This is a genomic window from Apilactobacillus micheneri (genome assembly GCF_002993975.1).
Classification (GTDB): Bacteria; Bacillota; Bacilli; order Lactobacillales; family Lactobacillaceae; genus Apilactobacillus; species Apilactobacillus micheneri.
Genome location: NZ_POSO01000001.1, coordinates 14,035 through 36,859, shown reverse-complemented (window position 1 = coordinate 36,859; position 22,825 = coordinate 14,035). Strand labels below are relative to the sequence as shown.

Below are 22,825 nucleotides of genomic sequence, written 5' to 3'. Positions count from 1 at the left end.
ATGAATTTTTTGAATAAAGATATCACTAGTATTCATCAAAGTTTAGTTAATGGTGACATTACTGCTGAACAATTAACAAAAGAAGCAATTGAAAATGCTAAAAATAATGAAAAAGATATTAACGCATTTATTACAATTGATGAAGAAAATGCAATTAAACGAGCTCAAGAAATTGATAAACGAGGAATTAATCCTGATAACTTATTATCTGGAATTCCAGTTGCAATGAAAGATAACATGTTAACAAAGGGTGTTTTAACATCTGCCGGTTCTAAAATGTTATCTAATTTTAAACCTATTATTAGTGGGACTGCTGTTAATAAAATGTTAGATGCTGATACTATTAGTATTGGTAAAACCAATATGGATGAATTTGCAATGGGTAGTTCTACAGAAACATCATATTATGGCAGAACTCATAATCCATGGAACTTAGATAAAGTTCCAGGTGGATCATCTGGTGGTTCTGCTGCTTCAGTTGCATCAGGAGATGTACTGGCTGCTTTAGGATCTGATACTGGTGGATCAATAAGACAACCAGCTGCTTTTAATGGCATTGTGGGGATGAAACCTACATATGGTCGTGTATCTAGATGGGGATTAATTGCTTTTGCATCTAGTTTTGATCAAATTGGTCCCTTAACTAAAAATGTTTATGATAATGCACTTGTTTTAAATCATATTGCTGGTCATGATGAACATGATTTAACTAGTTCGGACAAAGAAGTTCCTGATTTTACTAGTAAAATTGATTCTGGTGTAAAGGGCATGAAGATTGGTTTGCCTAAGGAATATCTTGGCGAAGGTGTTAGTGATGATGTGCGTGAAGCCATTAAATCAGCTGCTGATAAATATCGTGAAATGGGTGCTGATGTGGAAGAAGTATCATTACCACATAGTAAATATGGAGTGGCTGCTTACTATATTATTGCTCCTTCTGAAGCATCATCTAACTTACAAAGATTTGATGGTATTCGTTATGGATATCGTTCAGAAAGTGCTAAAAACCTTGATCAATTATATGTTAAAAGTAGATCTGAAGGCTTTGGTGATGAAGTAAAACGTCGTATTATGTTAGGAACTTATTCACTATCTGCTGGGTTCTTTGATGCTTACTTTAAGAAAGCTGCTGAAGTTAGAACTTTAATTAACAAAGATTTCCAAAATGTATTCCAAAATTATGATTTAATTCTTACACCAACAACACCAACTCCTGCATTTGGTTTAGATGAAGAAAAAGATCCATTAACTATGTATATGAATGATATATTAACTATTCCTGTTAATATGGCTGGCTTACCTGGTATGTCATTACCAGCTGGTTTTTCAAATGGTCTTCCAATCGGAATGCAATTGATTGGTAAACCCTTTGATGAAACTACTATGTATAAAGCCGCATATGCCTTTGAACAAAATACAGATTTTCATAAACAAACCCCTAAGATTGGAGGAGACAAATAATGAATTTTGAAACTACTATTGGACTAGAAGTTCACGTTGAATTAAAAACAAATTCTAAAATCTTTAGTCCTTCTCCTGTTGGTTATGGTGCAGAATCTAATTTAAACACTAATGTTATTGATTGGGGATATCCTGGAGTATTGCCAACTACTAACAAGGGTGTTGTTAAAGATGGAATTATTGCTGCTTTAGCTTTACATGCTAATGTTAACCAACACCCTCATTTTGATCGTAAAAACTATTTTTATCCTGATAATCCTAAAGCCTATCAAATAACTCAACAAGATACACCAGATGCTACAGATGGTTGGATAGAAATTGATGTTGATGGCAAAAAGAAAAAAATTGGTATCGAAGAAATGCATATTGAAGAAGATGCTGGTAAAAATAGTCATGGTAAGAATTATTCTTATGTTGATTTAAACCGTCAGGGAACTCCTTTAATCGAAATCGTTTCAAAACCTGATATTGCTTCACCTGATGAAGCTTATGCATATCTTGAAGCATTAAGACAAAGAATTCTATTTACTGGGATTTCTGATGTTAAGATGGAAGAAGGTTCTATGCGTGTTGACGTTAACATTTCAATTAGACCATATGGTCAAAAAGAATTTGGTACTAAAGTAGAATTAAAAAACCTTAACTCATTCAATTATGTGAGAAAAGGTTTAGCATATGAAGAAAAACGTCAACGTCAAATTTTAATGTCTGGTGGTAAGATCCAACAACAAACTAGACGTTTTGATGAAAATAATGGGACTACTATTTTGATGCGTGTTAAGGAAGGATCCGATGATTATAGATACTTCCCAGAACCAGACTTACCATCATTAGATATCTCAAATAAATGGATTGATGATATCAATTCTAAGATGCCTGAGATGCCAACCAGTCGTCGTAATCGTTATATTAATGAATTAGGACTAACTGATTATGATGCAATGGTGCTAACGCAAACAAAGGAAATGTCTGATTTCTTTGATAAAATGATAGAATTAGGTGCTGATTCTAAAATGGCTTCTAATTATCTACAAGGTAATGTAAATGCTTATCTAAATGACAAACAGGTTGATTTATCTCAAACTGAAATTACTCCAGAAAACTTGACTACTATGATTAAGTTAATTGAAAATAGTACTATCTCTAGTAAAATGGCTAAGAAAGTATTCAAGGCTATTACTGAAGGTAAGGAACCTGAAAAATTTGTTAATGATAATGGAATGGTTCAACTGTCAGATCCAAAGAAACTACAACCAATTATTGACGAAGTATTATCTAATAACCCACAATCAATTGAAGACTTCCATAATGGAAAGGATCGTGCAATTGGTTTCTTAGTGGGTCAAATTATGAAACAAACTCGTGGTAAAGCCAATCCACAAGTGGTAAATAAATTATTAATGGCTTCAATGAATAAATAAGATTAGGGGAATTATAATGCGAAAGCGAGCACGTGTAATATACAATCCAACATCTGGGCGGGAAGCTTTAAAACAGAATATGATTGATATTCTCGGTGTTTTTGAAAAAGCTGGTTTTGAAACTAGTGCATACGCAACAACTCCTAAACCTTTTTCAGCCAGAGAAGAAGCTAAGCGAGCTAGTTTAGATGGTTTTGATTTGGTAGTTGCTGCAGGTGGTGATGGAACTATTAATGAGGTTATTAATGGGATTGCACCACTTGAGAAGCGACCTAAACTAGCAATTATTCCTGCTGGCACAACTAATGATTTTGCTAGAGCATTGCATATTCCTAGAGAAAATCCTGTCGCTGCTGCTAAAGTTGTTTTAAAACATCAAAGTTTTAAGATGGATATTGGTAAAGCTGCTAACAAATATTTTATAAATATTGCTGGTGGTGGTTTGTTAACCGAATTAACTTATGATGTTCCATCTGAATTAAAAACTATTTTTGGTTATTTAGCATATTTAGTTAGAGGAGCTGAATTGTTGCCACGTATTAAACCTATTGATATGGATTTAGAATATGATGGTGGTCATTTTAAAGGAAAAGCATCAATGTTTTTGTTAGCGATGACTAATTCTATTGGTGGTTTAGAACAAATTGTTCCTGATGCTAGATTAGACGATGGCAATTTTACAATGATTATTGTAAAAACTAGTAATATTGTAGAAATCGTTCAATTGTTGGCAAAAGTTATTAGTGGTGGTCGTCATATACATGATCCAAGAATAATCTATAAAAAAACAAATAAATTAATAGCTAATCCAATTAAGGACAAAATGCAAATTAATTTAGACGGTGAGTATGGTGGCGATGCTCCTATGACCTTTAAGAATCTAAAACAACATATTGAATTTTATGCAAACATGGATGAAATTCCTACTAAATCCATTAGTTATGATGAAGTTAAAGCTGAAAAACAATTTGTTGATAAAGTTGATAAATTATCTTAATTAATTTTAAAAATTAAAAGTTTTGTTGTATTATATTATGAAGGTACAACAGAACTTTTTTATTTATTAAGGGGAAAATATGAAAATTACAGCACCAGTTGAAAAAAATGAAATGTACGATGTTAAAATCATCGACCTTACTTATCAAGGTATGGGTGTAGCTAAAATCAATGACTTTTCAATTTTTATTGAAGATACATTACCAGGTGAAGAAGCTACAATTAAAGTTATTAAAATTAATAAGAATTTTGGATTTGGAAAATTAGTTAAACTGATTACTAAGTCTAAAGATCGTGTTGAAAGTGTTGATAAAGATTATACTCGCACAGGAATTGCACCTCTTCAGCATTTAAAATATGACGCACAATTAAAATTTAAACAAAGTCAGATTCAAGAACTATTTAATAAAGCTAAAATGAATGTTGAGGTATTACCTACAATTGGTATAGACAAACCTAGTCATTATCGTAATAAAGCTCAAATTCCAGTTAAGAAAATTAATGGTAAATTGGAAACCGGTTTTTATCGTAAACACTCACATGATTTAGTTCCTATTGAAGATTTCTATATTCAAGATCCAGAAATTGATAAAGCAATTGTTGTCGTAAGGGACATACTTAGAAAATATCATGTTGCTCCTTATGATGAAATTAATCATAGTGGTGTTATCAGAAATATTATGGTTAGACGTGGACATTATAGCCATGAGATGATGATTGGTTTGATTACTCGTACTAAAAAATTACCAATGGTAGATATGATTACTAGTGAAATTGCTAAAGCATTACCAGAAGTAAAAAGTATCATGCAAAATATTAACCTAACAGATGGTAATGCTTTAATGGGGAAGAAAACCATTTGTTTATATGGTAGTTCTCACATTGAAGATCAATTATTAGGATTGAAATTCTACATTTCATTAACTTCTTTCTATCAAGTTAATCCAACACAAACTGAAAAATTATACTCATTAGCGGTAGAAAAAGCACAATTGGATGGTAAACAAAACGTTATTGATGCTTATTGTGGAATTGGTACAATTTCATTAGCAATGGCTAAAAAAGCAAAAAAAGTATATGGTGTAGAAATTGTTAAAGATGCAATTGAAGACGCTAAAATTAATGCTCAAAAGAATCATATAAACAATGCTAAATTTGTTACTGGTAAAGCTGAAGAACAGACGGAAAAATGGCAATCACAAGGGCTAAAATCAGATGTTATTGTTGTTGATCCACCACGTAAGGGACTTGCATCATCATTTATAGAAAGTGCAGTTAAAGTTGCACCAAAGAGAATTGTTTATGTATCATGTAATCCATCAACTTTGGTACGTGATGCAAGAAGACTGTCTGAATACGGATATGAAATTAATCAACCAATTCAACCAGTGGATCAATTTCCACAAACCGTTCATATTGAATCAGTAACAGTTTTTGAAAAGAAATAAATAAAAAAGCTTGAAGAATAATTTTCTTCAAGCTTTTTTATTTAACTATTATTTTTTAAATGTCTTTGTTGTAAATAATAAACTGGGATTCCTAATACCGTTAGTAATATACCAACTAATGCTAAACCGGTTTGAGATATGATGGTTTCAAATAATATGAAGATTCCACCAACCAGTGCAATAATTGGGATAATTGGGTACCAAGGAACTTTATATGGTCTAATCATCTCTGGCTCTTTTCGACGTAATCTAAATACAGCGATGAATAATAGACAGTTAAATATCCACATAACAAATACCAACATATCAGTTAGTAAATCGAAACTACCTGCGAATATCATTAAAATAGCAATAAATAGTTGGAAAAGTCCAGCTACATATGGAACTAATGTTTTTTTGGTTAACTTTGTAAATGCATTACTAAAAGGTAATGATTTGCTTTTACCCATTGCATAAGGGATTCTCATACCACTTAACGTATATCCATTTAAGGATCCATAAACAGATACTAAAATTCCAATAGTAACTAATTTTCCTCCCAATTCACCAAATAATTTAATGGCTGCTTCTGATGCAGTATTTTGATTACCTGCAATTTGGTCAATTGGCAATGTTTTAAGAAATACCACATTAATTAATGTATAAATAATTGTAATGAAGCTTAGTCCTAATATAATGGCTTTGGGTAAATTCTTTTTAGGATTTTTAATTTCTCCAGCAACATCACAAACGCCAATCCATCCATCATAAGCAAACATAGTAGCTAATAAACCGGCACCAAATGCTGTCCATAAACTATCATGATTAATAGGGGAAATTGGGAATAATGATACATTAACTTCTCCTGGAATAAATAGTCCAATAATAGCAATAATAAAAATAGGAATTAATTTAAAAACTAATGCAATAGTTTGAACATTTCCACTTACCTTTGATCCAAGTAAATTAATTATAAGTATACTTAGAGCACATCCAATAGCAATTGGATTTAATAGGCCACCATTTAGGTGGAATAAATTAATAATTTGTGTTGAAAAAACAATCGATTCAGCTGCAATATTAGCTGGATAATAAACTAGTATTTGCGCCCATCCCATTGAAAAACCAGTTAAGGGTCCGTAAGTATAATCTAAATATTTAATTGCACCACCAGTTTTAGGAATTGCGGCTGCTAATTCTGATACAGTCAAACCAGCACAAATTGTCAATAATCCACCAATAATCCACGCTAATATAGTTAATGTAAAAGAATGGGTGCTTTGTACAACACTGGCGGTTTTGAAGAATACACCACCACCAATAACTGTTCCCATGACTGTGGCAAGGGATGCCATCATCCCAATACCACGTTTTAATTCATTTTCCTGCAATTTTCTTCCTCCAATAACTTTTGATAAAAAAGGTCAGGCATTAATTAGCCTAACCAATTTTAATTATTTATCTTTTGCAATATCATGTTTACGCTGGAATTCAGCGATATTTTTATATTCACTTTGTAATTGACGACTTAAACGAATGTATATTGGAACTAATTCACGATATGCTTCATAATTATCAGGGTTTGGTTTGTGAGCATTAGTTACACCAACAAAATCTTTAACTTTAGCTAAATCGTCAATGATTCCTAAACTATACATACCAAGAGTTGCTGCACCTAGGGCAGTTCCTTCAAAACTTTCAGGAATGTTAACGTTTTGTTCAAAAATATCAGCTAACATTTGACGCCATAATTCTGAACGTGCAAAACCACCAGTAGCTTGAATACTTGTTGGCTTACCAACAACTTCTTCCAAGGCTAAACTTACGGTATATAAATTATATACGATTCCTTCAAGTGCAGCACGAATCATGTGTGCTCTTGTATGAATTCTAGTTAGTCCAAAGAATGATCCACGAGCATTTGCGTCCCAAATAGGAGCTCTTTCACCACCTAAGTATGGATGGAAAATTAATCCATCTGATCCAGCTGGAACTTGGGCTGCAATCTTAGTCAACAAGTCATAAGGATCCATGTGCATTTGTTCAGCAGTAACTTTTTCAGGAGCACACAATTGATCTTTTACCCAACGGAACACAATTCCACCATTGTTAACAGGTCCACCTACAACCCATTTACCAGGTGATAAGTAATAACAAAATACACGTCCTTTAGGATCAATTTTAGGTTTATCAGTAACAACACGTACAGCACCAGATGTACCGATAGTGACAGCTACAACGCCAGGTTGAATAGCGTCTACACCTAGATTAGCTAAAGGACCATCAGAAGCACCAATTACAAATGGTACATCTTCATCGATTCCCATTACCTTAGCATATGCTTTATTCATGCCCTTTAATTGGTAAGTTGTATCTACTAGTTCTGGTAATTGGTCACGAGAAACGCCAGTTAGTTTTAGCGCTTCTTCATCCCAATCCATATTAAATATATTAAACATACCAGTTGCATTAGCGATTGAATAATCTTCTTTTAATTCACCAAACAATTTATATAAAATATATTCTTTTATACCGACAAACCATCTAGTTTTGTCATATAAGTCTTTTTTATTATCTTTTAACCACATAATTTTGGTTAAAGGAGTCATTGGGTGAACTGGGGTACCAGTTCTTTCATATAATTCTTTAGCTTTACCAGATGCTTTTAATTGATCTGCATAATCAACTGAACGATTATCAGCCCAAGTAATAGCACGTGTAAGTGGTTTATGATTTTTATCTAATAGTATTAAACTATGCATAGCGCATGAAAAGGAAACACCTTTTAATGTACCATTTTTTAAATCAGCTTTTCTTAGTACTGAAGTAATTCCAGAAGCCATCGCAGAAAAAATTTCTTCTGGGTCTTCTTCAGCCATATCTGGGGTATCTTGATATAAAGGATAACCATTATTTGCATATCCTTCTACTTGTCCATTAGTATTATATAAAAGTGTCTTAACACTAGTGGTACCAATATCTACACCAATGATGTAGTTCATTTGCTAAACTTCCTTTCAATATTAACAGAATAGAATCGTTTATTTACTAACTAATATAAATTAAATTTAACATTTATAAAGTGAAGTTTTAAATAAAAGTCATTATTAAGTTATTGTTTACCGCTTTCATTATATTGAAAAAACAGCTCCATTCAAGCTATTTATCTAGTTTTATAAGAAAATATGTAGTAACCTTGTTTATAAAGTAAGGTGATTATCGATTAAAAGTAGAGTTGATTTATATAGCAATAAAAATAAACCTAAAAATTATAAATTATTTATTGTCATTATTTCAGTACTTTTTGTTTTTCTCATTATATATTTTGGAATTAAACAATATAATAGTTATTTAATTAATAAGTATAGTGTTCGTGGAGTTTTAGTTAGTCAATCGGATGGATACATCGATTTTGTTTCTTTAGCTAATAATGATCAAAAATTTGTTTATATTAAAGCTAGCCAAGGATCGACTTATACTGATAATAATTTTTCGAATAATTTTAATCGAAGCCAAGGTTCTGGGATGCAAATAGGTGTTTATCATGTTTTTAGTACCCAAAGTAAAATTAAAAGTCAATTATTGAATTTTACTAGGGAAGTAGGACCTAATTATGGTTCTATTCCACCAATGGTATTTGTGAATTCTAACCTTAATAATTTACAAAAGGATCAATTATCTAAATTTGTTTATATGATACATCGCTATTACAATACAAACTTAGTTATTAACTGTAATAATGATATATTTAATTATTTGCATAAAAAGAATCCATATATTAGCTTATTAAGTAATAATCTAAATGATTCAAAAGCTACTTTTGTTTCAATTGATAATCATTCTATAAACCTTGATGGATCTAATATATCATTGAATCAGGTAGCCTTTAATGGTAAAAATACAGATTGGGAACGCTATCTATTAAAAAGTCGCAATCGTTAAAATATTTATGAAATAATTTATGGTTTTTGATAAAATTAAGTATTAATAAGAAAATATAGGTGAAGTAAATGTTAGAAAAATTCGAAAGATATTTTAAAAAGTTGGGCTATGACAAACCTACTTTAATTCAGTCAAAAGTTTATCCACTAATTGAACAAAATAAAAGTGTTTTGGGATTATCACCAACCGGTTCAGGGAAAACAGTCGCATTTTTAATGCCCAGTTTATTAAATTTAAATTTAGGTGAAGGTAGTCAATTAATGATTATTGAACCATCGCAAGAACTTGCAATTCAAACTGCACGTGTTGCTAGAAATTGGGCTAATTTGTTAGGACTAAAAGTTTTAGCTTTGACTGGTGGAGCTAATATAAAGCGCCAAATTGAACGCTTGAAAAAACATCCTGAAGTAATTGTGGGCACAGCTGGTAGATTAAAAAATTTAATTGATGATAAAAAATTAAAAACCCACTTATTTAAAACAGTTATTATTGATGAAGCTGATGATTTGTTACAAGGGGAAACTTTAACAACTGTTCGTGAAATTGTTGATAATATGATGTCTGATGTTCAATTAGAATTTTTCTCTGCAACTGAAACTGAAATTTTAGAAGAATTGGACCACTGGTTTGGGAACCGTAACATTCAAAAAGTTGATGTTAGAAATGAAGATGAAACTCAAGGTGTTGTTAAGCATGGATTAATGCAAGTTTTAAGAAAAAATCGTAATAAGATGCTTGCCAGATTACAACATGTACCTAATTTCAAAGCTTTAGTCTTTTTTAATCAAACTGTTGATTTAAATAAAACATATAGTTATTTTGTGCATAATCATTATACTGGAGTAGCAAAATTAACTAGTGATCAAAATCAAAATAAGCGTGAAAAAGCAATGAATGATTTTAGGTTAGGTCGAGTAAAACTATTGTTTACTACTGATGTAGCCGCACGTGGCCTGGATATTCCTAAATTGCCGGCTGTTGTTAATTATGATTTGCCTGATCAAGAAAATGAATATATTCATCGTGTTGGACGTACTGGTCGTATGGGCGAAAATGGTTTAGTTATTAATTTTGGTGATGATCATGATTTAAGAGATTTGAAAAATTTACTTAAAAATTATCAATATGATTTAAAACCAATTTACTTCTTGAAAAACAAATTAGTCGATGAAATTCCTGAATCAGTAATTAAAGCTGAAAAAATGAAGAAACTTGCTGAGAAAAATCAGCCAAAACAGGAAGTTAATGTTCCAAAGCATTCCAATAAAAAAGCTAATTCTATTAAAGCTTCCCCTAAAAAATCAAATTCAGCTACTTTAAAAAACAAAAGAAAGAAGAAAAATAAGCATACAAAAAATAAAGGTATGCGCAAAAAATGGCGTAATTTAGATAATAAAAATTCTAAGTAGTGTCTTTACTTTGTGTTTATTAAATGCGACAATTATAAATGTTGCAAATGGCCTCATAGCACAACTGGATAGGGCGACCGCCTCCTAAGCGGCTGATCTCGGTTCAAGTCCGAGTGAGGTCATTTTAAACTTAATTTTTAAAGCTGTTCATTAATTTAATGAGCAGCTTTTTTTATTTCCAAATAAATTTACAATAATTTTACATAAAAACCATATTATATTTACAAACCCTTGCTATACTTTGTTTGTAAATTAGATTGATTCATATGGGAGGCTTCATTATGTTAAATGTTAAAAAGTTTGTATCCATTATTTCTATTATGATTATTTCTGGTCTTGTTTTAACAGCCTGCGGTAGTAATACTTCCAAGTCAAAAATAACTGCAGTAGGTTCGACAGCTTTACAACCCTTAGTTGAAGAAACTGCTAATGAATATCAACAAAATAATGATAATATATCAATCACTGTTCAAGGCGGTGGTTCAGGAACCGGTTTAAGTCAACTACAATCAAAGGCAGTAACAATTGGTAATTCTGATGTATTTGCTGAGAATCAAAACGGCATTGATGCAAAAAAGATGATTGATCATAAGGTAGCTGTTATTGGAATGGCACCAGTTGTTAATAAAGCTGTTGGTGTGAAAAATTTATCTATGAAACAGCTAAGTGATATTTTCACGGGTAAAGTAACCAATTGGAAACAAGTTGGTGGAAAAGATCAGCAAATTAAAGTAATTAATAGGGTTAAAGGAAGTGGAACTAGAAAAACATTTGAAGCCGATGTTTTAAAAGGAAAATCTGCAATTAAATCACAAGAACAAGACTCCAATGGAACTGTAAAGAAGATTGTTTCAAGTACGCCTGGAGCAATCAGTTATTTAGCATTTTCATTTATGGATGATAATACGCTTCAACCAATTTCAATTGATAATGTAAAACCAAATGATAAAAATGTTGAAGACAATTCTTGGAAAATCTGGTCATATGAACATATGTACACTAATAAAAATATTGATAAATCAACAAAAGCATTTATAGATTATATAAATTCAAAAGAGGTTCAAAATAATTTAGTTAAGAAACTAGGTTACATTAGTATTCATAATATGAAGGTTACTAAAGATGCTAATAATCAAATAGTTAAATAAACTTTAGATGAAAATGTTGGATAAATTTGATCCTTCATTTTCGTTTATGGAGGATAAAACATGGAAATAAAGAAAAAACTATTAAGGTCATCTAAAGAGACTAGACAAGATAAATTAGGTAAGAGTATTAGTTATCTTAGTATTGGATTTATTATTTTATTAGTCTCTTTAATCCTATATTTTATTATTTCAAAGGGTTTATCTACATTTACCCAAAATAATGTTAATATTTGGGATTTTTTAACCAAACAAGATTGGTCACCTTCCTCAATTGGTAAAGATGGCAAGCCTGAAGTAGGAGCATTGCCTATGATAATTACTTCATTTGGGGTAACCATTTTATCAGCAATTTTAGCGACACCATTTGCTATAGCGATTGGAATATATATGTCAGTGATTGCTCCTAAAAAAGGTCGCAAATTTTTACAAATAATTATTGAAATGCTAGTGGGAATTCCATCAGTAGTTTATGGATTTTTGGGATTAACTATCATTGTGCCAATGAATCGTCATTTATTTGGGGGTACTGGCTTTGGAATTCTATCAGCCACATTAGTATTATTCGTTATGGTATTACCTACGATTACATCTTTAACTGTTGATAGTTTAAATGCAGTGCCAAAATATTTATCAGATGCTTCTTTGGCATTAGGTGCAACTCGTTGGCAAACAATTTATAAGGTTATATTAAGAGCGGCAACTCCTGGAATCTTAACAGCAATCATTTTTGGAATGGCAAGGGCATTTGGAGAAGCATTAGCTGTTCAAATGGTTATTGGTAATGCTACTTTAATGCCTAAAAATTTAATTACACCAGCATCTACTTTAACTAGTCAATTAACGACTGGAATTGGTAATACTGTTATGGGGACTTTAGGCAACAACGCTCTTTGGTCATTAGCATTAGTCTTACTTTTAATGTCATTAGTTTTCAATATTATTGTAAAAATGATTGGAAAGAGAGGAAGTATTAAGTAATGAATCCAAAAACAACGAATAAAATTGCGATTGGATTGATTTATACATTCGTAGCAATCGTAGTTGCAATTTTAGTATCATTGATTGGTTATATATTAGTAACAGGTGTACCTCATATTTCATGGCATTTTTTAACTTCCAAATCACAATCTTTTTTATCTGGCGGTGGAATTAGAGATCAATTATTCAATTCTGTTTACTTGTTGTTTTTAACATTGTGTCTTTCTTTTCCTATTGCTTTAGGGTCAGGAATATATTTGGCCGAATATGCACTCAAAAATTGGATTACAGAGGTTATTAGAACCACAATTGAAGTTTTAAGTTCGCTACCTTCAGTCGTGGTTGGATTATTTTGTTACTTATTATTTGTAGTTCAAATGCACATTGGATTTTCTATTTTGTCAGGTGCAATTGCTTTAACATTTTTCAATTTACCTTTATTGACAAGGAATATTGAAAATTCGTTAAAATCTGTATCACACTTACAAAGAGAAGCCGGTTTGTCATTAGGATTGTCACAGTGGAAAACAATTACAGGTATCATTCTACCAGCAGCCGTCCCTGGAATTATTACGGGCATTATTTTAAGTGCTGGAAGAGTTTTTGGAGAAGCAGCTGCTTTAATTTATACTGCTGGTCAAAGTGCTCCAATAATTGATTATACTAATTGGAATATTTTCTCTTCTTCAAGTTTTTTAAATCCAATGAGACCAGCTGAAACATTAGCTGTTCACATTTGGAAGGTTAATTCTGAAGGGATAACTCCAGATGCCAATCTAGTTTCTAGTGGATCATCAGCAGTATTAATTATTTTAATATTGTTATTTAATTTATTAGCACATTGGATAGGAAATCGTTTATACAAAAAGATGACTTCTAATTTTTAAATGAGGGTTAATAATGAAAGAATATAATCTAAATGAAAACTTTATTGCCAAATTTGATAATGAAAAAGCAATTGTTACTGATAGTATTGATGTTTTTTACGGTGATCATCAATCCATCTTTGATGTTAATTTAGCTTTTCCTAGATTTAGTATCACAGCATTAATTGGATCTTCTGGTTCTGGTAAATCAACCTTTTTAAGATGTCTTAATCGAATGAACGATTCTATTGCCAATGTTGATGGTAATATTATGTATCGTGATGTTGATATTAATAGTAAAAAAGTTAATGTTTATGAGGTTAGAAAACAAATTGGAATGGTTTTTCAAAGACCTAATCCTTTTGCAAAAACTATTCGTGATAATATTACATTTGCGCTTAAAAAACATGGAATTAAAGATAAAAATGAATTAAACAGAAGGGTGGAAAACAGTTTAAAAGAAGCTGCATTATGGGATGAAGTAAAAGACAAATTGGATAACAGTGCACTTTCTCTATCTGGTGGACAAGCACAAAGGTTATGTATAGCCAGAACAATTTCTATGCAACCTGATATTTTATTATTAGATGAACCAGCTAGTGCTTTAGATCCAATTTCAACTGTTAAAATTGAAGAAACTTTAAAAAGCTTAAAATCTAAATATACAGTAATTATAGTTACTCATAATATGCAACAAGCTTCTCGAGTAAGTGATTATACTGCATTTTTTCATTCAGGACATGTTCTAGAATTTGATAAAACTGCTAGTATCTTTACAACTCCTAAAATGCAAGCAACTGAAGATTATATTTCTGGTAATTTTGGATAAGGTGATAATATGACTGGTATTTTGCAAATTAAAAATTTACATTTATACTATGGTGAAAGTGAAGCTTTGCATGGGTTTGACTTAAACTTCAATGAAAATGAAATCACTGCTTTAATTGGGCCTTCTGGTTGTGGTAAATCCACACTTTTGAGATGTTTAAATCGTATGAATGATTTGCGACCCAATGTAACTATTAATGGTAGCTTTAAATTTGAAGGCAAAGATATTTATTCACCATCAATAGATTTAACAGAACTTCGTAAAACTATTGGCATGGTGTTTCAACAACCCAATCCATTTCCATTTTCTGTTTATGATAATGTAGCATATGGATTAAAACTTGCGGGTATTAAAAATAAAAATAAAATTGATAAGATTGTAGAAGAAAGCTTAAAGGAAGCTGCGGTATGGGATGAAGTAAAAGATAATCTTAATAAAAGTGCTCTATCTTTTTCAGGTGGTCAGCAACAAAGAATTTGTATTGCTCGTGTATTAGCAGTCAAACCTAAAATTATTTTAATGGATGAACCAACTAGTGCACTTGATCCAATATCTAGTTCTAAAATTGAAAATACATTGGTTAAACTAAAAAAAGATTTCACAATTATTATGGTTACTCATAATATGCAACAAGCTTCGAGAATTTCTGATAAAACAGCATTCTTATTAAATGGTGATCTAATTGAATATGATTCAACGCAAAAAATGTTTGTAAATCCATCAAACAAAAAAACGAGTGACTACTTGAACGGTGAATTTGGTTAGGAGGTTCATTATTATGAATGATTCATTTTTAAAAGAGTTAAAGAAATTACAACGTACTTATATGAAAATGGGCATCACGGTTAGCGATCAAATATATCAATCAATTAAATCCTTTACAGATAACGATCAAAAATTAGCCAGAAAAATTGTTGAAAAAGATACTAAGGTGAATGATGAAGAAGTTGATTTAGAAAAAGAATCTTTAAATTTAATTGCTTTAAAACAACCAGTTGCAAATAATTTTAGAGCAATTATTTCTTTATTAAAGGCTAGCTCTGACTTGGAGAGAATTGGTGATCATGCCTCCACAATTGCTAGAGAGACATTAAGACTAAAGACTGAAAATAGAATGCCTGACGTTAATGCCTCAATTTCTCAGATGTCTTTAAAAATTAGAGGAATGTTGGAATCATCATTAGATGCTTATGTACATGAAGATGAACAAGCTGCCCGTTTAATAGCTGAAGAAGATTTATTGATAGATAAAAAATTTGTTTTAGCTAAAAATATCATTATTACAGATATTGAAAAAGATAATAACAAAATTGAATTAGTTAGCAGCTATTTAATGGTTGTTCGACTACTTGAAAGAATTGGCGATCATATCGTAAATTTATCAGAGTGGATTGTTTATAATTCAACTGGTAAGATAGTTGAACTCAATCCTGGTAAAATAGAGCCAGATCTTATTGCGGAAGAAATTAAAAAAGATATTAAATAAACGGGAAGTGAAGCATCACTATGAATAGTATTCTACTAATTACTAATAATTTAAAATGGTCATCTGAAATTAGTCATTCAGCTGCAGATAAAGGATTCTTTGTTAATAATTTGAGTAACCCAGATATGGATGATTTAGATTTATTCTTAAAAAAAGATAAAGATGCTGCTGTTATTTATGATTTATCAGTTAAAGATGACTTTAAAAAAAATTTAGAATTTATTAGCAAGATTAGAGATAACTTTTCTAAACCCGTTATTATTAGTGCCTCTGATTACATTGAAGCAGATGAGCGAAAACTTTTTGCCTTAAAGGTTGATGACTATATTACTAACGTTTTGAATGCAGACAGAATTTTGCTACGAACTATTCACTTAATTGAATTATATAAAAGGTTAGTTTCAGAGAATATTAATAATTTTAAAAAATATATTTATAAAGATTTTGAAATTAGTTTAAAACATTTTCAAGTTAAATATTTGGGAACAAAAATGGATTTAACACCTAAAGAATTTAATATTTTTTATTATATGGTTCGTCATCATGACCAAGTTCTAAGCCGAGAACAAATTTTTAGAGGTGTTTGGCGAGAAGATGGGAATGATGCAGATTTATTTATATCTTCAAGGATTGTTGATATGCATGTTAGTCATTTAAGAGATAAGTTAAAGGCATTACCTGGAAATAATGTTTTTATTAAAACGGTTAGAGGATTTGGATATATTTTAAATTAGAAAATAAAAAAGGGCGCCTTTACGGGCGTCCTTTTAATTTATCTTTTATAAGAATGCAGTAGCAGTAGCTGCAGCAACAATTAGTATTAAACCTAATAATGTAACGACTAGTTCTTTTCTTGTTTTACTTTCATGTAAGAAGTAAACACCAGTTAATGTGGCTAATACCACTGATGTTTGTGAAAGCACAAATCCAGTAGCTAAACCGTTCATATCAGGTTGTGCAGAAATTAAGTAAGTTAATGCAGCAAAAGCAAAGAAGAATCCAGAAATAATTTGTAAATATGATTCTTTTTGTTTAAATACATTATCTTTTTTAATATTAATTAAGCAGTAAATAACGGCCGTTATAAACATTCCAAGAGCTTGTGGTAAAAATGCTTCTTTACCATTTATTTGAGCAGCTTGTGGTGCAGCAGAGTATAACCAGTAACCAATAACACCAATTAATAATAATACAACTGCGTTTCTTAAATCTTTTGATCCTTGTTTATCGGGATGTTCTTGCCAAGCAGTCATAGTAGCACCAATAATAATTACTATTAAAGCGATAAATCCAATGATTCTGCTAGTTGTTCCAGCCCAATCGCCTAGTGCGAAAACTCCCCACAATGCAGTAGCAATTAATTGTAAAGCGGTGGTAATTGGCATTACACGAGATGATCCAATTAACTTAAATGACTTAAAAGACATGATTTGTCCAAAAGACCATCCAGCACCAGAAATTAGTGATAAAACAAATTTAGATCCCATTGGAATAGAATTACCAGAAATTAATAAGTAAACAAAAGCAAAAATAAGAGTACCAAATGTGGCACCAACAATTTGATTTGTAGGCTTACCACCAAATTTGGCAGATACAGTAGGGAATAATCCCCATCCTAAAACTGGTCCTAGACCAACTAATAAAGCAATAGCGCTCAAAATTCTTCCTCCTCCATTTAAAGATATTTAAAAATAATATCATAAATTAAAATGATTATATATAGAAATTAATTAAAATATTATTCGCACAATGATAATGCTTCTCATAACAATATAACACATAATAAATTCAAATTGTAAAATAAGCTATGAAATCGGTTTCATTATTTTTGATAATATGATATTATTATTTTTATTAAATATAAAGCGCTTTCAAGAAAATAAAACATAAGGGAGTAATTAAGCATGCCATTTATAGTTTTAGTATTAGGAATATTATTATTATTATTTTTGATTATTAAATGTAAACTAAATACATTTATCTCTTTAATAGTTACGTCAGTTTTAGTTGCATTGGGATTGGGAATGAATCCTGCTGACATTGTGACTTCCATAAAAAATGGAATTGGGGGATCACTTGGCGAATTAGTTATTGTATTTGGTTTTGGTGCTATGATTGGGCGACTAGTTTCAGATGCTGGTGGGTCATATCGCATTGCAAGGACTTTAATAAGTTGGTTTGGTAAAAGAAAGCTGCAATTTGCAATTGTAGTTGCCTCGTTTATTATCGGAATGTCCTTATTTTTTGAAGTTGGATTGGTATTATTAACGCCAATTGTATTTGCTGTAGCTTTAGAAGCAGATGTACCATTCGTTTATTTGGGAATTCCAATGGCTGCTGCTTTATCAGCTACACAAGGATTTTTACCACCCCAACCAGCGCCAACTGCAGTGGCATCAGCATTAGGAGCTAATATCGGTCAAATGCTGTTATTAGGTGTGATTGTTGCTATTCCTGGTGTGATTGTTGCTGGTCCTATTTTCACAAAATTAGCTAAAAAATTTGCTCCTGAAACATTTGTTGTAAAGAAATCTTTACCAGCCTTTGGCGAAATTAAAGAATATGATTTAAAAGATACACCTAGTTTTGGAATTGCAGCATTTACTTCCTTATTACCAGTTATCTTAATGGCCATAGCAACTATTTATGACATGGTATTTAATGGTGGAAAGGCACAACCTAATCCTCATGGATTTGATGCTTTTATTACGATGATTGGAAATCCAGTGATTGCGATGATAATTACTTTGTTATTTGCTATTTGGTCAATGGGCTTTCATCGTGGCAAAAAAATGGAAGATATTACTAATACGGTAACTGAAGCCATTAAATCTATTGCAATGTTATTAATGGTTATTGGTGGTGGCTCCGCTTTTAAACAAATTTTAATTGATGGTGGAGTAGGTAAAGCGGTTCAAGATATGATGTCACATGCTAATTTATCTCCAATCATTTTAGGATGGTTAATTGCGGTTATATTACGTGTATCATTGGGATCAGCTACAGTAGCAGGCATGACTGCCGCTGGATTGGTCACACCATTAATGCATTCTCTAAGTGTTAATCCTGTATTAATGGCACTTGCCATTGGTGCCGGTTCATTGGCAGCATCTCATGTTAATGATGCTGGATTTTGGATGTTTAAAGAATACTTTGATTTAGATGTGAAACAAACTTTAAAGATATGGACAACTTTAGAAACCTTAATTTCTGTAATTGGATTATTGATGGTATTAATTTTAAGTATATTTGTTCATTAATATTATAAAAATAAAGCTACCAATCATTTTAAATGATTGGTAGCTTTATTTATTTATTATGATTTATAAAAACAACGAATTTGGACCAAAAGTAGTTAAAGAGAATAACAATTATTTGTGCTAATATTTTAACAACATTGAAACTGCCATGCATTAATGTTTGTCCAATCCAAATAACAATTTCTTCTAAAACTAAAGATGCAAATCTACCAAAGGTAAAAGAACCCATTTCTGTAAAAAATTGTTTGATATTATTAGCACTTGAGTGAAATACCCATTTACGATTAGTAAAAAATGCAAATATTACACTAGCTAACCAAGCAATTGCTGTATTCCAAAAACTATCAATATAAGTATATTGATTTAATAAAAATGCGACTAATAAATCAACAAGTGTTGTTAACACTCCCCAAAAAAGATATGAGATAACTTCTTTGTTCTTTTTATATAATTTGACTAGATTATTCAATTTATTTCTTCTCTTTTACAATATATTTTGGACGGTGTTTAGTTTCTAAATAAATTTTACCAATATAATTACCTACAATTCCTAGACAGAATAGTTGAATTCCATTAATTAATAAAATAATGGATACTAATGAAGGCCATCCAGCAACGGATCCACCAAATATGATGGCTCTAAATATAACTAAGATTAATCCTAATATAGATAAGAAGAATGATGTTCCACCAACCCAAGTAGCAATTTTTAACGGAACATCTGAAAAATCTACAATTCCTTCTAAAGAATATTCCAATAATTGGTATAAAGACCAATGTGAGGTTCCAGCTGCTCTTTCAACACCATCGTATTCAATGTATTTAGTTTTAAAGCCAACCCAACTAAAGATCCCCTTAGTAAATCGATTGTATTCTTTAAGCTTTAATACATTATCAACATACTGTCTAGTCATTAAACGATAATCACGTACATTTTGTTTGATTTCTACGTCCGACATCTTATTAATTACCTTATAAAACATTGATGAAAGGAATGCTCTTATAGGATTTTGCTTTCTTGTCTTTTGAACACAACCAACAACATCATAATCATCATCTTTTATGTACTTAATCATTTTAGGAAGCAGTGCGGGTGGATCTTGTAAATCAACATCCATTACAGCAACGTAATCACCACCAACATTGTCTAACCCAGCAGCCATTGCAGATTCTTTACCAAAATTTCTAGAAAAAGATACATAATGCACATTTTCATCTTTTTCATTTAATTTTTTAATAAGATTTAATGTATTATCAGATGAACCATCATTAACAAACCAATATTCATGATTATAATTTAAATTATTTTTTTCATTTCATTAAAAACACGTTCTACTTCTTTATAAAATAACTCAATTGAAGGTTCCTCATTATAACAAGGAACAATTAAACCAATAGTTTCCACTTTATAAACCTCCATAACAATTTAATTTTATTTTACCATAATGAATAATATTTTCATGTTTGTATATAAAAAATAATATATTTATAAATTTTTGTACATAAGCATAAAATCGTCATTTTAAAATTATTTTGTTATAATTAAATTAATGAATACAAGTTTCTCGGGGGATTTAAATTGAAAAAACCAATTAAAGTAATGACTGTTTTTGGTACACGTCCTGAAGCTATTAAAATGGCACCAATCATTTTAAAGATGAAGGAAGAAAAAGAAAACTTTGCACCAATTACGGTTTTAACCGGTCAACATAAAGAAATGTTGGATCAAGTGATGGATATTTTTCACATTGTACCTGACTATAATCTACATGTGATGAAAGAAGAGCAAACCCTAAGTTCAATTACCACTTCAGTAATAAATAAGTTAGATAATATCATTAATAAAACTAATCCAGATGTTATTTTAGTTCATGGTGATACTACTACTACCTTTGCAGCTTCAGTAAGTGCCTTTTATCATAAGATACCACTGGGGCATGTTGAAGCAGGTTTAAGAACTTGGGATAAATATTCGCCATATCCTGAGGAAATGAATCGTCAAATGACGGATACATTGTCAGATATTTATTTTGCGCCTACTGAATTAAGTAGAAGTAATTTACTAAAACAAAACTTTAACGACAATAGAATTTATATCACTGGAAATACAGCGATTGATGCGTTAAAACAAACAGTTGATCAGAATTATCATCATGATGTTTTAGATGATATTGATAACAATCATCGTATTATTTTGTTAACTATGCATCGTCGAGAAAATCAAGGAGAGCCCATGTATCGTGCATTTACTGCAATTAAAGAAGAGGTCATTAAGCACCCAGATATTGAGGTAGTATACCCAGTTCACCTTAGTCCAGTAGTGCAAAAAATGGCTCATGAAGTTTTCGATGGTTGTTCAAGAATTCATCTTGTTGATCCTTTAGATGTAGTTGATTTTCATAATATGTCTGCTAGAAGTTATTTTATAATGACGGATTCTGGTGGGGTACAAGAAGAAGCACCTTCTCTAGGAAAACCGGTACTAGTTTTAAGAGAGCATACTGAAAGGCCTGAAGGGGTCAAAGCAGGAACACTTAAATTGATTGGTACTAGTTCAACAAAAATTAAAGAAAGTATGGAACAACTATTAGATGATGAAGATATTTATAAAAAAATGTCTCATGCTAAAAATCCATATGGTGATGGTAAAGCCTCAGATCGTATTTTAAAAGCACTAGACACTTTTATTAACGAAGAATCAGGTGTTGAAAGTAATGGAAATTAATAGGTATAAAAATTATTTAAAACGGTTAATATCAATTGTTATGAATCGATATAAAAAATCAAATGCTGGAGATTCTGCTATTGTCATTGCCTTTTATGCTTTGTTATCATTATTTCCAATTACAATTATTGCTGGTAATTTATTGAAACTGTTTAATATTAATCAATACGAAATAGTTGACTATTTAGCACCACTTTTACCAGAAACTATTTTGCATACGATAACGCCAATTATTTCATCAGCTTTAAATGGGGCTAGTGGTAATAATCTATCAATTGGGTTAATTTTGACTATTTGGTCTGCTAGTCGGGCATTAGCTGCTTTTCAAAGAACCGTAAATCGTGCTTATGGTATTTATGAAACTAGTAGTTTTATGAATAGAATTGTTTCTTTTATTTGGATGTTATTGTTAATTGTTTCTCTAGGTATATTTTTAATATTCTTTGGTTTTGGTAAAGTTATTATTACATATTCAGCGAACTTTATTGGTTTGTCGCATGTTATAACTAATCTGTTTATAATACTAAGAATGCCATTAACCATATTAGGAATATTTTTGTTAATATTAATTCTTTATTATTTTGTACCAAGTGTTAATACTAAATGGCGTTATGTATGGCTAGGATCAACAGTTGTAACAATTGGAATGATTGTTCTTTCCAAAGGCTTTTCAATCTATTTGCATTATTTTGCTAAAAGTATGGATGCTTATAAAACTTTGGGTGCTTTTGTCATCTTAATGTTATGGCTTTATATGATAGGCAATATTTTAATAATTGGTGCTGTTATTAATGCTTCGTTTCAAAATAGTTTTAATGACAAAATTGAAAGCCAAGGCTTTAAATTAAAGTCTTTAATTCAAAGAAAAAATAAATAA

At 30.8% G+C, this 22,825-nt stretch carries 20 protein-coding genes, 1 tRNA gene and 1 pseudogene; 17 read left to right on the top strand and 5 right to left on the bottom strand.

Going from position 1 to position 22,825, the window contains the following annotated elements; all coding sequences use genetic code 11:
* From gatA to rlmD, 4 genes are all read left to right on the top strand, one after another.
* Complete coding sequence (gene gatA, locus C7N41_RS00175; protein WP_105963757.1) at positions 1 to 1,461, top strand: Asp-tRNA(Asn)/Glu-tRNA(Gln) amidotransferase subunit GatA; 1,461 nt, start codon at positions 1 to 3, stop codon at positions 1,459 to 1,461.
* The gene (gene gatB / locus C7N41_RS00170) at positions 1,461 to 2,882 is read left to right on the top strand and encodes an Asp-tRNA(Asn)/Glu-tRNA(Gln) amidotransferase subunit GatB (protein WP_105963756.1); all 1,422 of its coding nucleotides are present in this window, start codon (positions 1,461 to 1,463) and stop codon (positions 2,880 to 2,882) included. Before gatA ends, gatB begins: the two co-directional genes overlap by 1 nt.
* A gap of 16 nt (positions 2,883 to 2,898) precedes the next feature.
* A complete protein-coding gene (locus tag C7N41_RS00165; RefSeq protein WP_105963755.1) occupies positions 2,899 to 3,879 on the top strand; it encodes a diacylglycerol kinase in 981 nt (326 codons plus the stop codon).
* A gap of 79 nt (positions 3,880 to 3,958) precedes the next feature.
* Positions 3,959 to 5,326 (top strand): 23S rRNA (uracil(1939)-C(5))-methyltransferase RlmD, encoded by a 1,368-nt coding sequence (gene rlmD, locus C7N41_RS00160; protein ID WP_105963754.1) that lies wholly within the window; start codon positions 3,959 to 3,961, stop codon positions 5,324 to 5,326.
* A 41-nt stretch (positions 5,327 to 5,367) separates the two neighbouring features.
* On the opposite strand, the gene C7N41_RS00155 is transcribed toward rlmD, so the two are convergent.
* Together C7N41_RS00155 and gntK are read right to left on the bottom strand one after the other, a co-directional pair.
* Positions 5,368 to 6,696 (bottom strand): APC family permease, encoded by a 1,329-nt coding sequence (locus C7N41_RS00155; RefSeq protein ID WP_105963753.1) that lies wholly within the window; start codon positions 6,694 to 6,696, stop codon positions 5,368 to 5,370.
* Between the two features lie 63 nt (positions 6,697 to 6,759).
* Positions 6,760 to 8,307 (bottom strand): gluconokinase, encoded by a 1,548-nt coding sequence (gene gntK / locus C7N41_RS00150; RefSeq protein ID WP_105963752.1) that lies wholly within the window; start codon positions 8,305 to 8,307, stop codon positions 6,760 to 6,762.
* A gap of 220 nt (positions 8,308 to 8,527) precedes the next feature.
* On the opposite strand from gntK, the gene C7N41_RS00145 reads away from it, so the two are divergent.
* The 10 genes from C7N41_RS00145 (at position 8,528) to C7N41_RS00100 (ending at position 16,697) form a co-directional block, all read left to right on the top strand.
* Positions 8,528 to 9,247, top strand: coding sequence for a GH25 family lysozyme (locus tag C7N41_RS00145; RefSeq protein WP_105963751.1), 720 nt, complete (start codon positions 8,528 to 8,530; stop codon positions 9,245 to 9,247).
* A gap of 68 nt (positions 9,248 to 9,315) precedes the next feature.
* Entirely contained in the window at positions 9,316 to 10,656 is a 1,341-nt protein-coding gene (locus tag C7N41_RS00140; protein WP_105963750.1) for a DEAD/DEAH box helicase, read from the top strand.
* A gap of 49 nt (positions 10,657 to 10,705) precedes the next feature.
* Positions 10,706 to 10,778 (top strand) — tRNA-Arg (locus C7N41_RS00135).
* 159 nt (positions 10,779 to 10,937) lie between these two features.
* Positions 10,938 to 11,804: a phosphate ABC transporter substrate-binding protein PstS family protein gene (locus tag C7N41_RS00130; protein WP_105963749.1), complete on the top strand. Its 867-nt coding sequence runs from the start codon at positions 10,938 to 10,940 to the stop codon at positions 11,802 to 11,804.
* A 60-nt stretch (positions 11,805 to 11,864) separates the two neighbouring features.
* A complete protein-coding gene (pstC, locus tag C7N41_RS00125) occupies positions 11,865 to 12,782 on the top strand; it encodes a phosphate ABC transporter permease subunit PstC (protein ID WP_105963748.1) in 918 nt (305 codons plus the stop codon).
* Entirely contained in the window at positions 12,782 to 13,669 is an 888-nt protein-coding gene (gene pstA / locus C7N41_RS00120; RefSeq protein ID WP_105963747.1) for a phosphate ABC transporter permease PstA, read from the top strand. Before pstC ends, pstA begins: the two co-directional genes overlap by 1 nt.
* A gap of 13 nt (positions 13,670 to 13,682) precedes the next feature.
* Entirely contained in the window at positions 13,683 to 14,477 is a 795-nt protein-coding gene (gene pstB / locus C7N41_RS00115; protein WP_105963746.1) for a phosphate ABC transporter ATP-binding protein PstB, read from the top strand.
* Positions 14,478 to 14,486: 9 nt separating this feature from the next.
* Positions 14,487 to 15,242 carry a phosphate ABC transporter ATP-binding protein PstB gene (gene pstB / locus C7N41_RS00110; RefSeq protein WP_105963745.1) on the top strand — a complete coding sequence of 252 codons (756 nt, stop codon included), beginning with the start codon at positions 14,487 to 14,489 and terminating at the stop codon, positions 15,240 to 15,242.
* 13 nt (positions 15,243 to 15,255) lie between these two features.
* Positions 15,256 to 15,963, top strand: coding sequence for a phosphate signaling complex protein PhoU (phoU, locus tag C7N41_RS00105; protein WP_105963744.1), 708 nt, complete (start codon positions 15,256 to 15,258; stop codon positions 15,961 to 15,963).
* A 20-nt stretch (positions 15,964 to 15,983) separates the two neighbouring features.
* Positions 15,984 to 16,697: a response regulator transcription factor gene (locus C7N41_RS00100; RefSeq protein WP_105963743.1), complete on the top strand. Its 714-nt coding sequence runs from the start codon at positions 15,984 to 15,986 to the stop codon at positions 16,695 to 16,697.
* A gap of 45 nt (positions 16,698 to 16,742) precedes the next feature.
* On the opposite strand, the gene rbsU is transcribed toward C7N41_RS00100, so the two are convergent.
* Positions 16,743 to 17,621 carry a ribose/proton symporter RbsU gene (gene rbsU, locus C7N41_RS00095; protein WP_105963742.1) on the bottom strand — a complete coding sequence of 293 codons (879 nt, stop codon included), beginning with the start codon at positions 17,619 to 17,621 and terminating at the stop codon, positions 16,743 to 16,745.
* Between the two features lie 246 nt (positions 17,622 to 17,867).
* Here rbsU and C7N41_RS00090 point away from each other — a divergent pair, with 246 nt between their 5' ends.
* Positions 17,868 to 19,223 carry a gluconate:H+ symporter gene (locus C7N41_RS00090; protein ID WP_105963741.1) on the top strand — a complete coding sequence of 452 codons (1,356 nt, stop codon included), beginning with the start codon at positions 17,868 to 17,870 and terminating at the stop codon, positions 19,221 to 19,223.
* Between the two features lie 49 nt (positions 19,224 to 19,272).
* On the opposite strand, the gene C7N41_RS00085 is transcribed toward C7N41_RS00090, so the two are convergent.
* Together C7N41_RS00085 and C7N41_RS00080 are read right to left on the bottom strand one after the other, a co-directional pair.
* Entirely contained in the window at positions 19,273 to 19,692 is a 420-nt protein-coding gene (locus tag C7N41_RS00085; protein WP_105963740.1) for a GtrA family protein, read from the bottom strand.
* A gap of 1 nt (position 19,693) precedes the next feature.
* Positions 19,694 to 20,628 (bottom strand): annotated as a pseudogene (locus tag C7N41_RS00080) (glycosyltransferase family 2 protein).
* 195 nt (positions 20,629 to 20,823) lie between these two features.
* On the opposite strand from C7N41_RS00080, the gene wecB reads away from it, so the two are divergent.
* Both wecB and C7N41_RS00070 read left to right on the top strand, forming a co-directional pair.
* Positions 20,824 to 21,948 (top strand): non-hydrolyzing UDP-N-acetylglucosamine 2-epimerase, encoded by a 1,125-nt coding sequence (gene wecB, locus C7N41_RS00075; protein WP_105964062.1) that lies wholly within the window; start codon positions 20,824 to 20,826, stop codon positions 21,946 to 21,948.
* Positions 21,938 to 22,825 carry a YihY/virulence factor BrkB family protein gene (locus C7N41_RS00070; RefSeq protein WP_105963739.1) on the top strand — a complete coding sequence of 296 codons (888 nt, stop codon included), beginning with the start codon at positions 21,938 to 21,940 and terminating at the stop codon, positions 22,823 to 22,825. The genes wecB and C7N41_RS00070 overlap by 11 nt, the downstream gene beginning before the upstream one ends.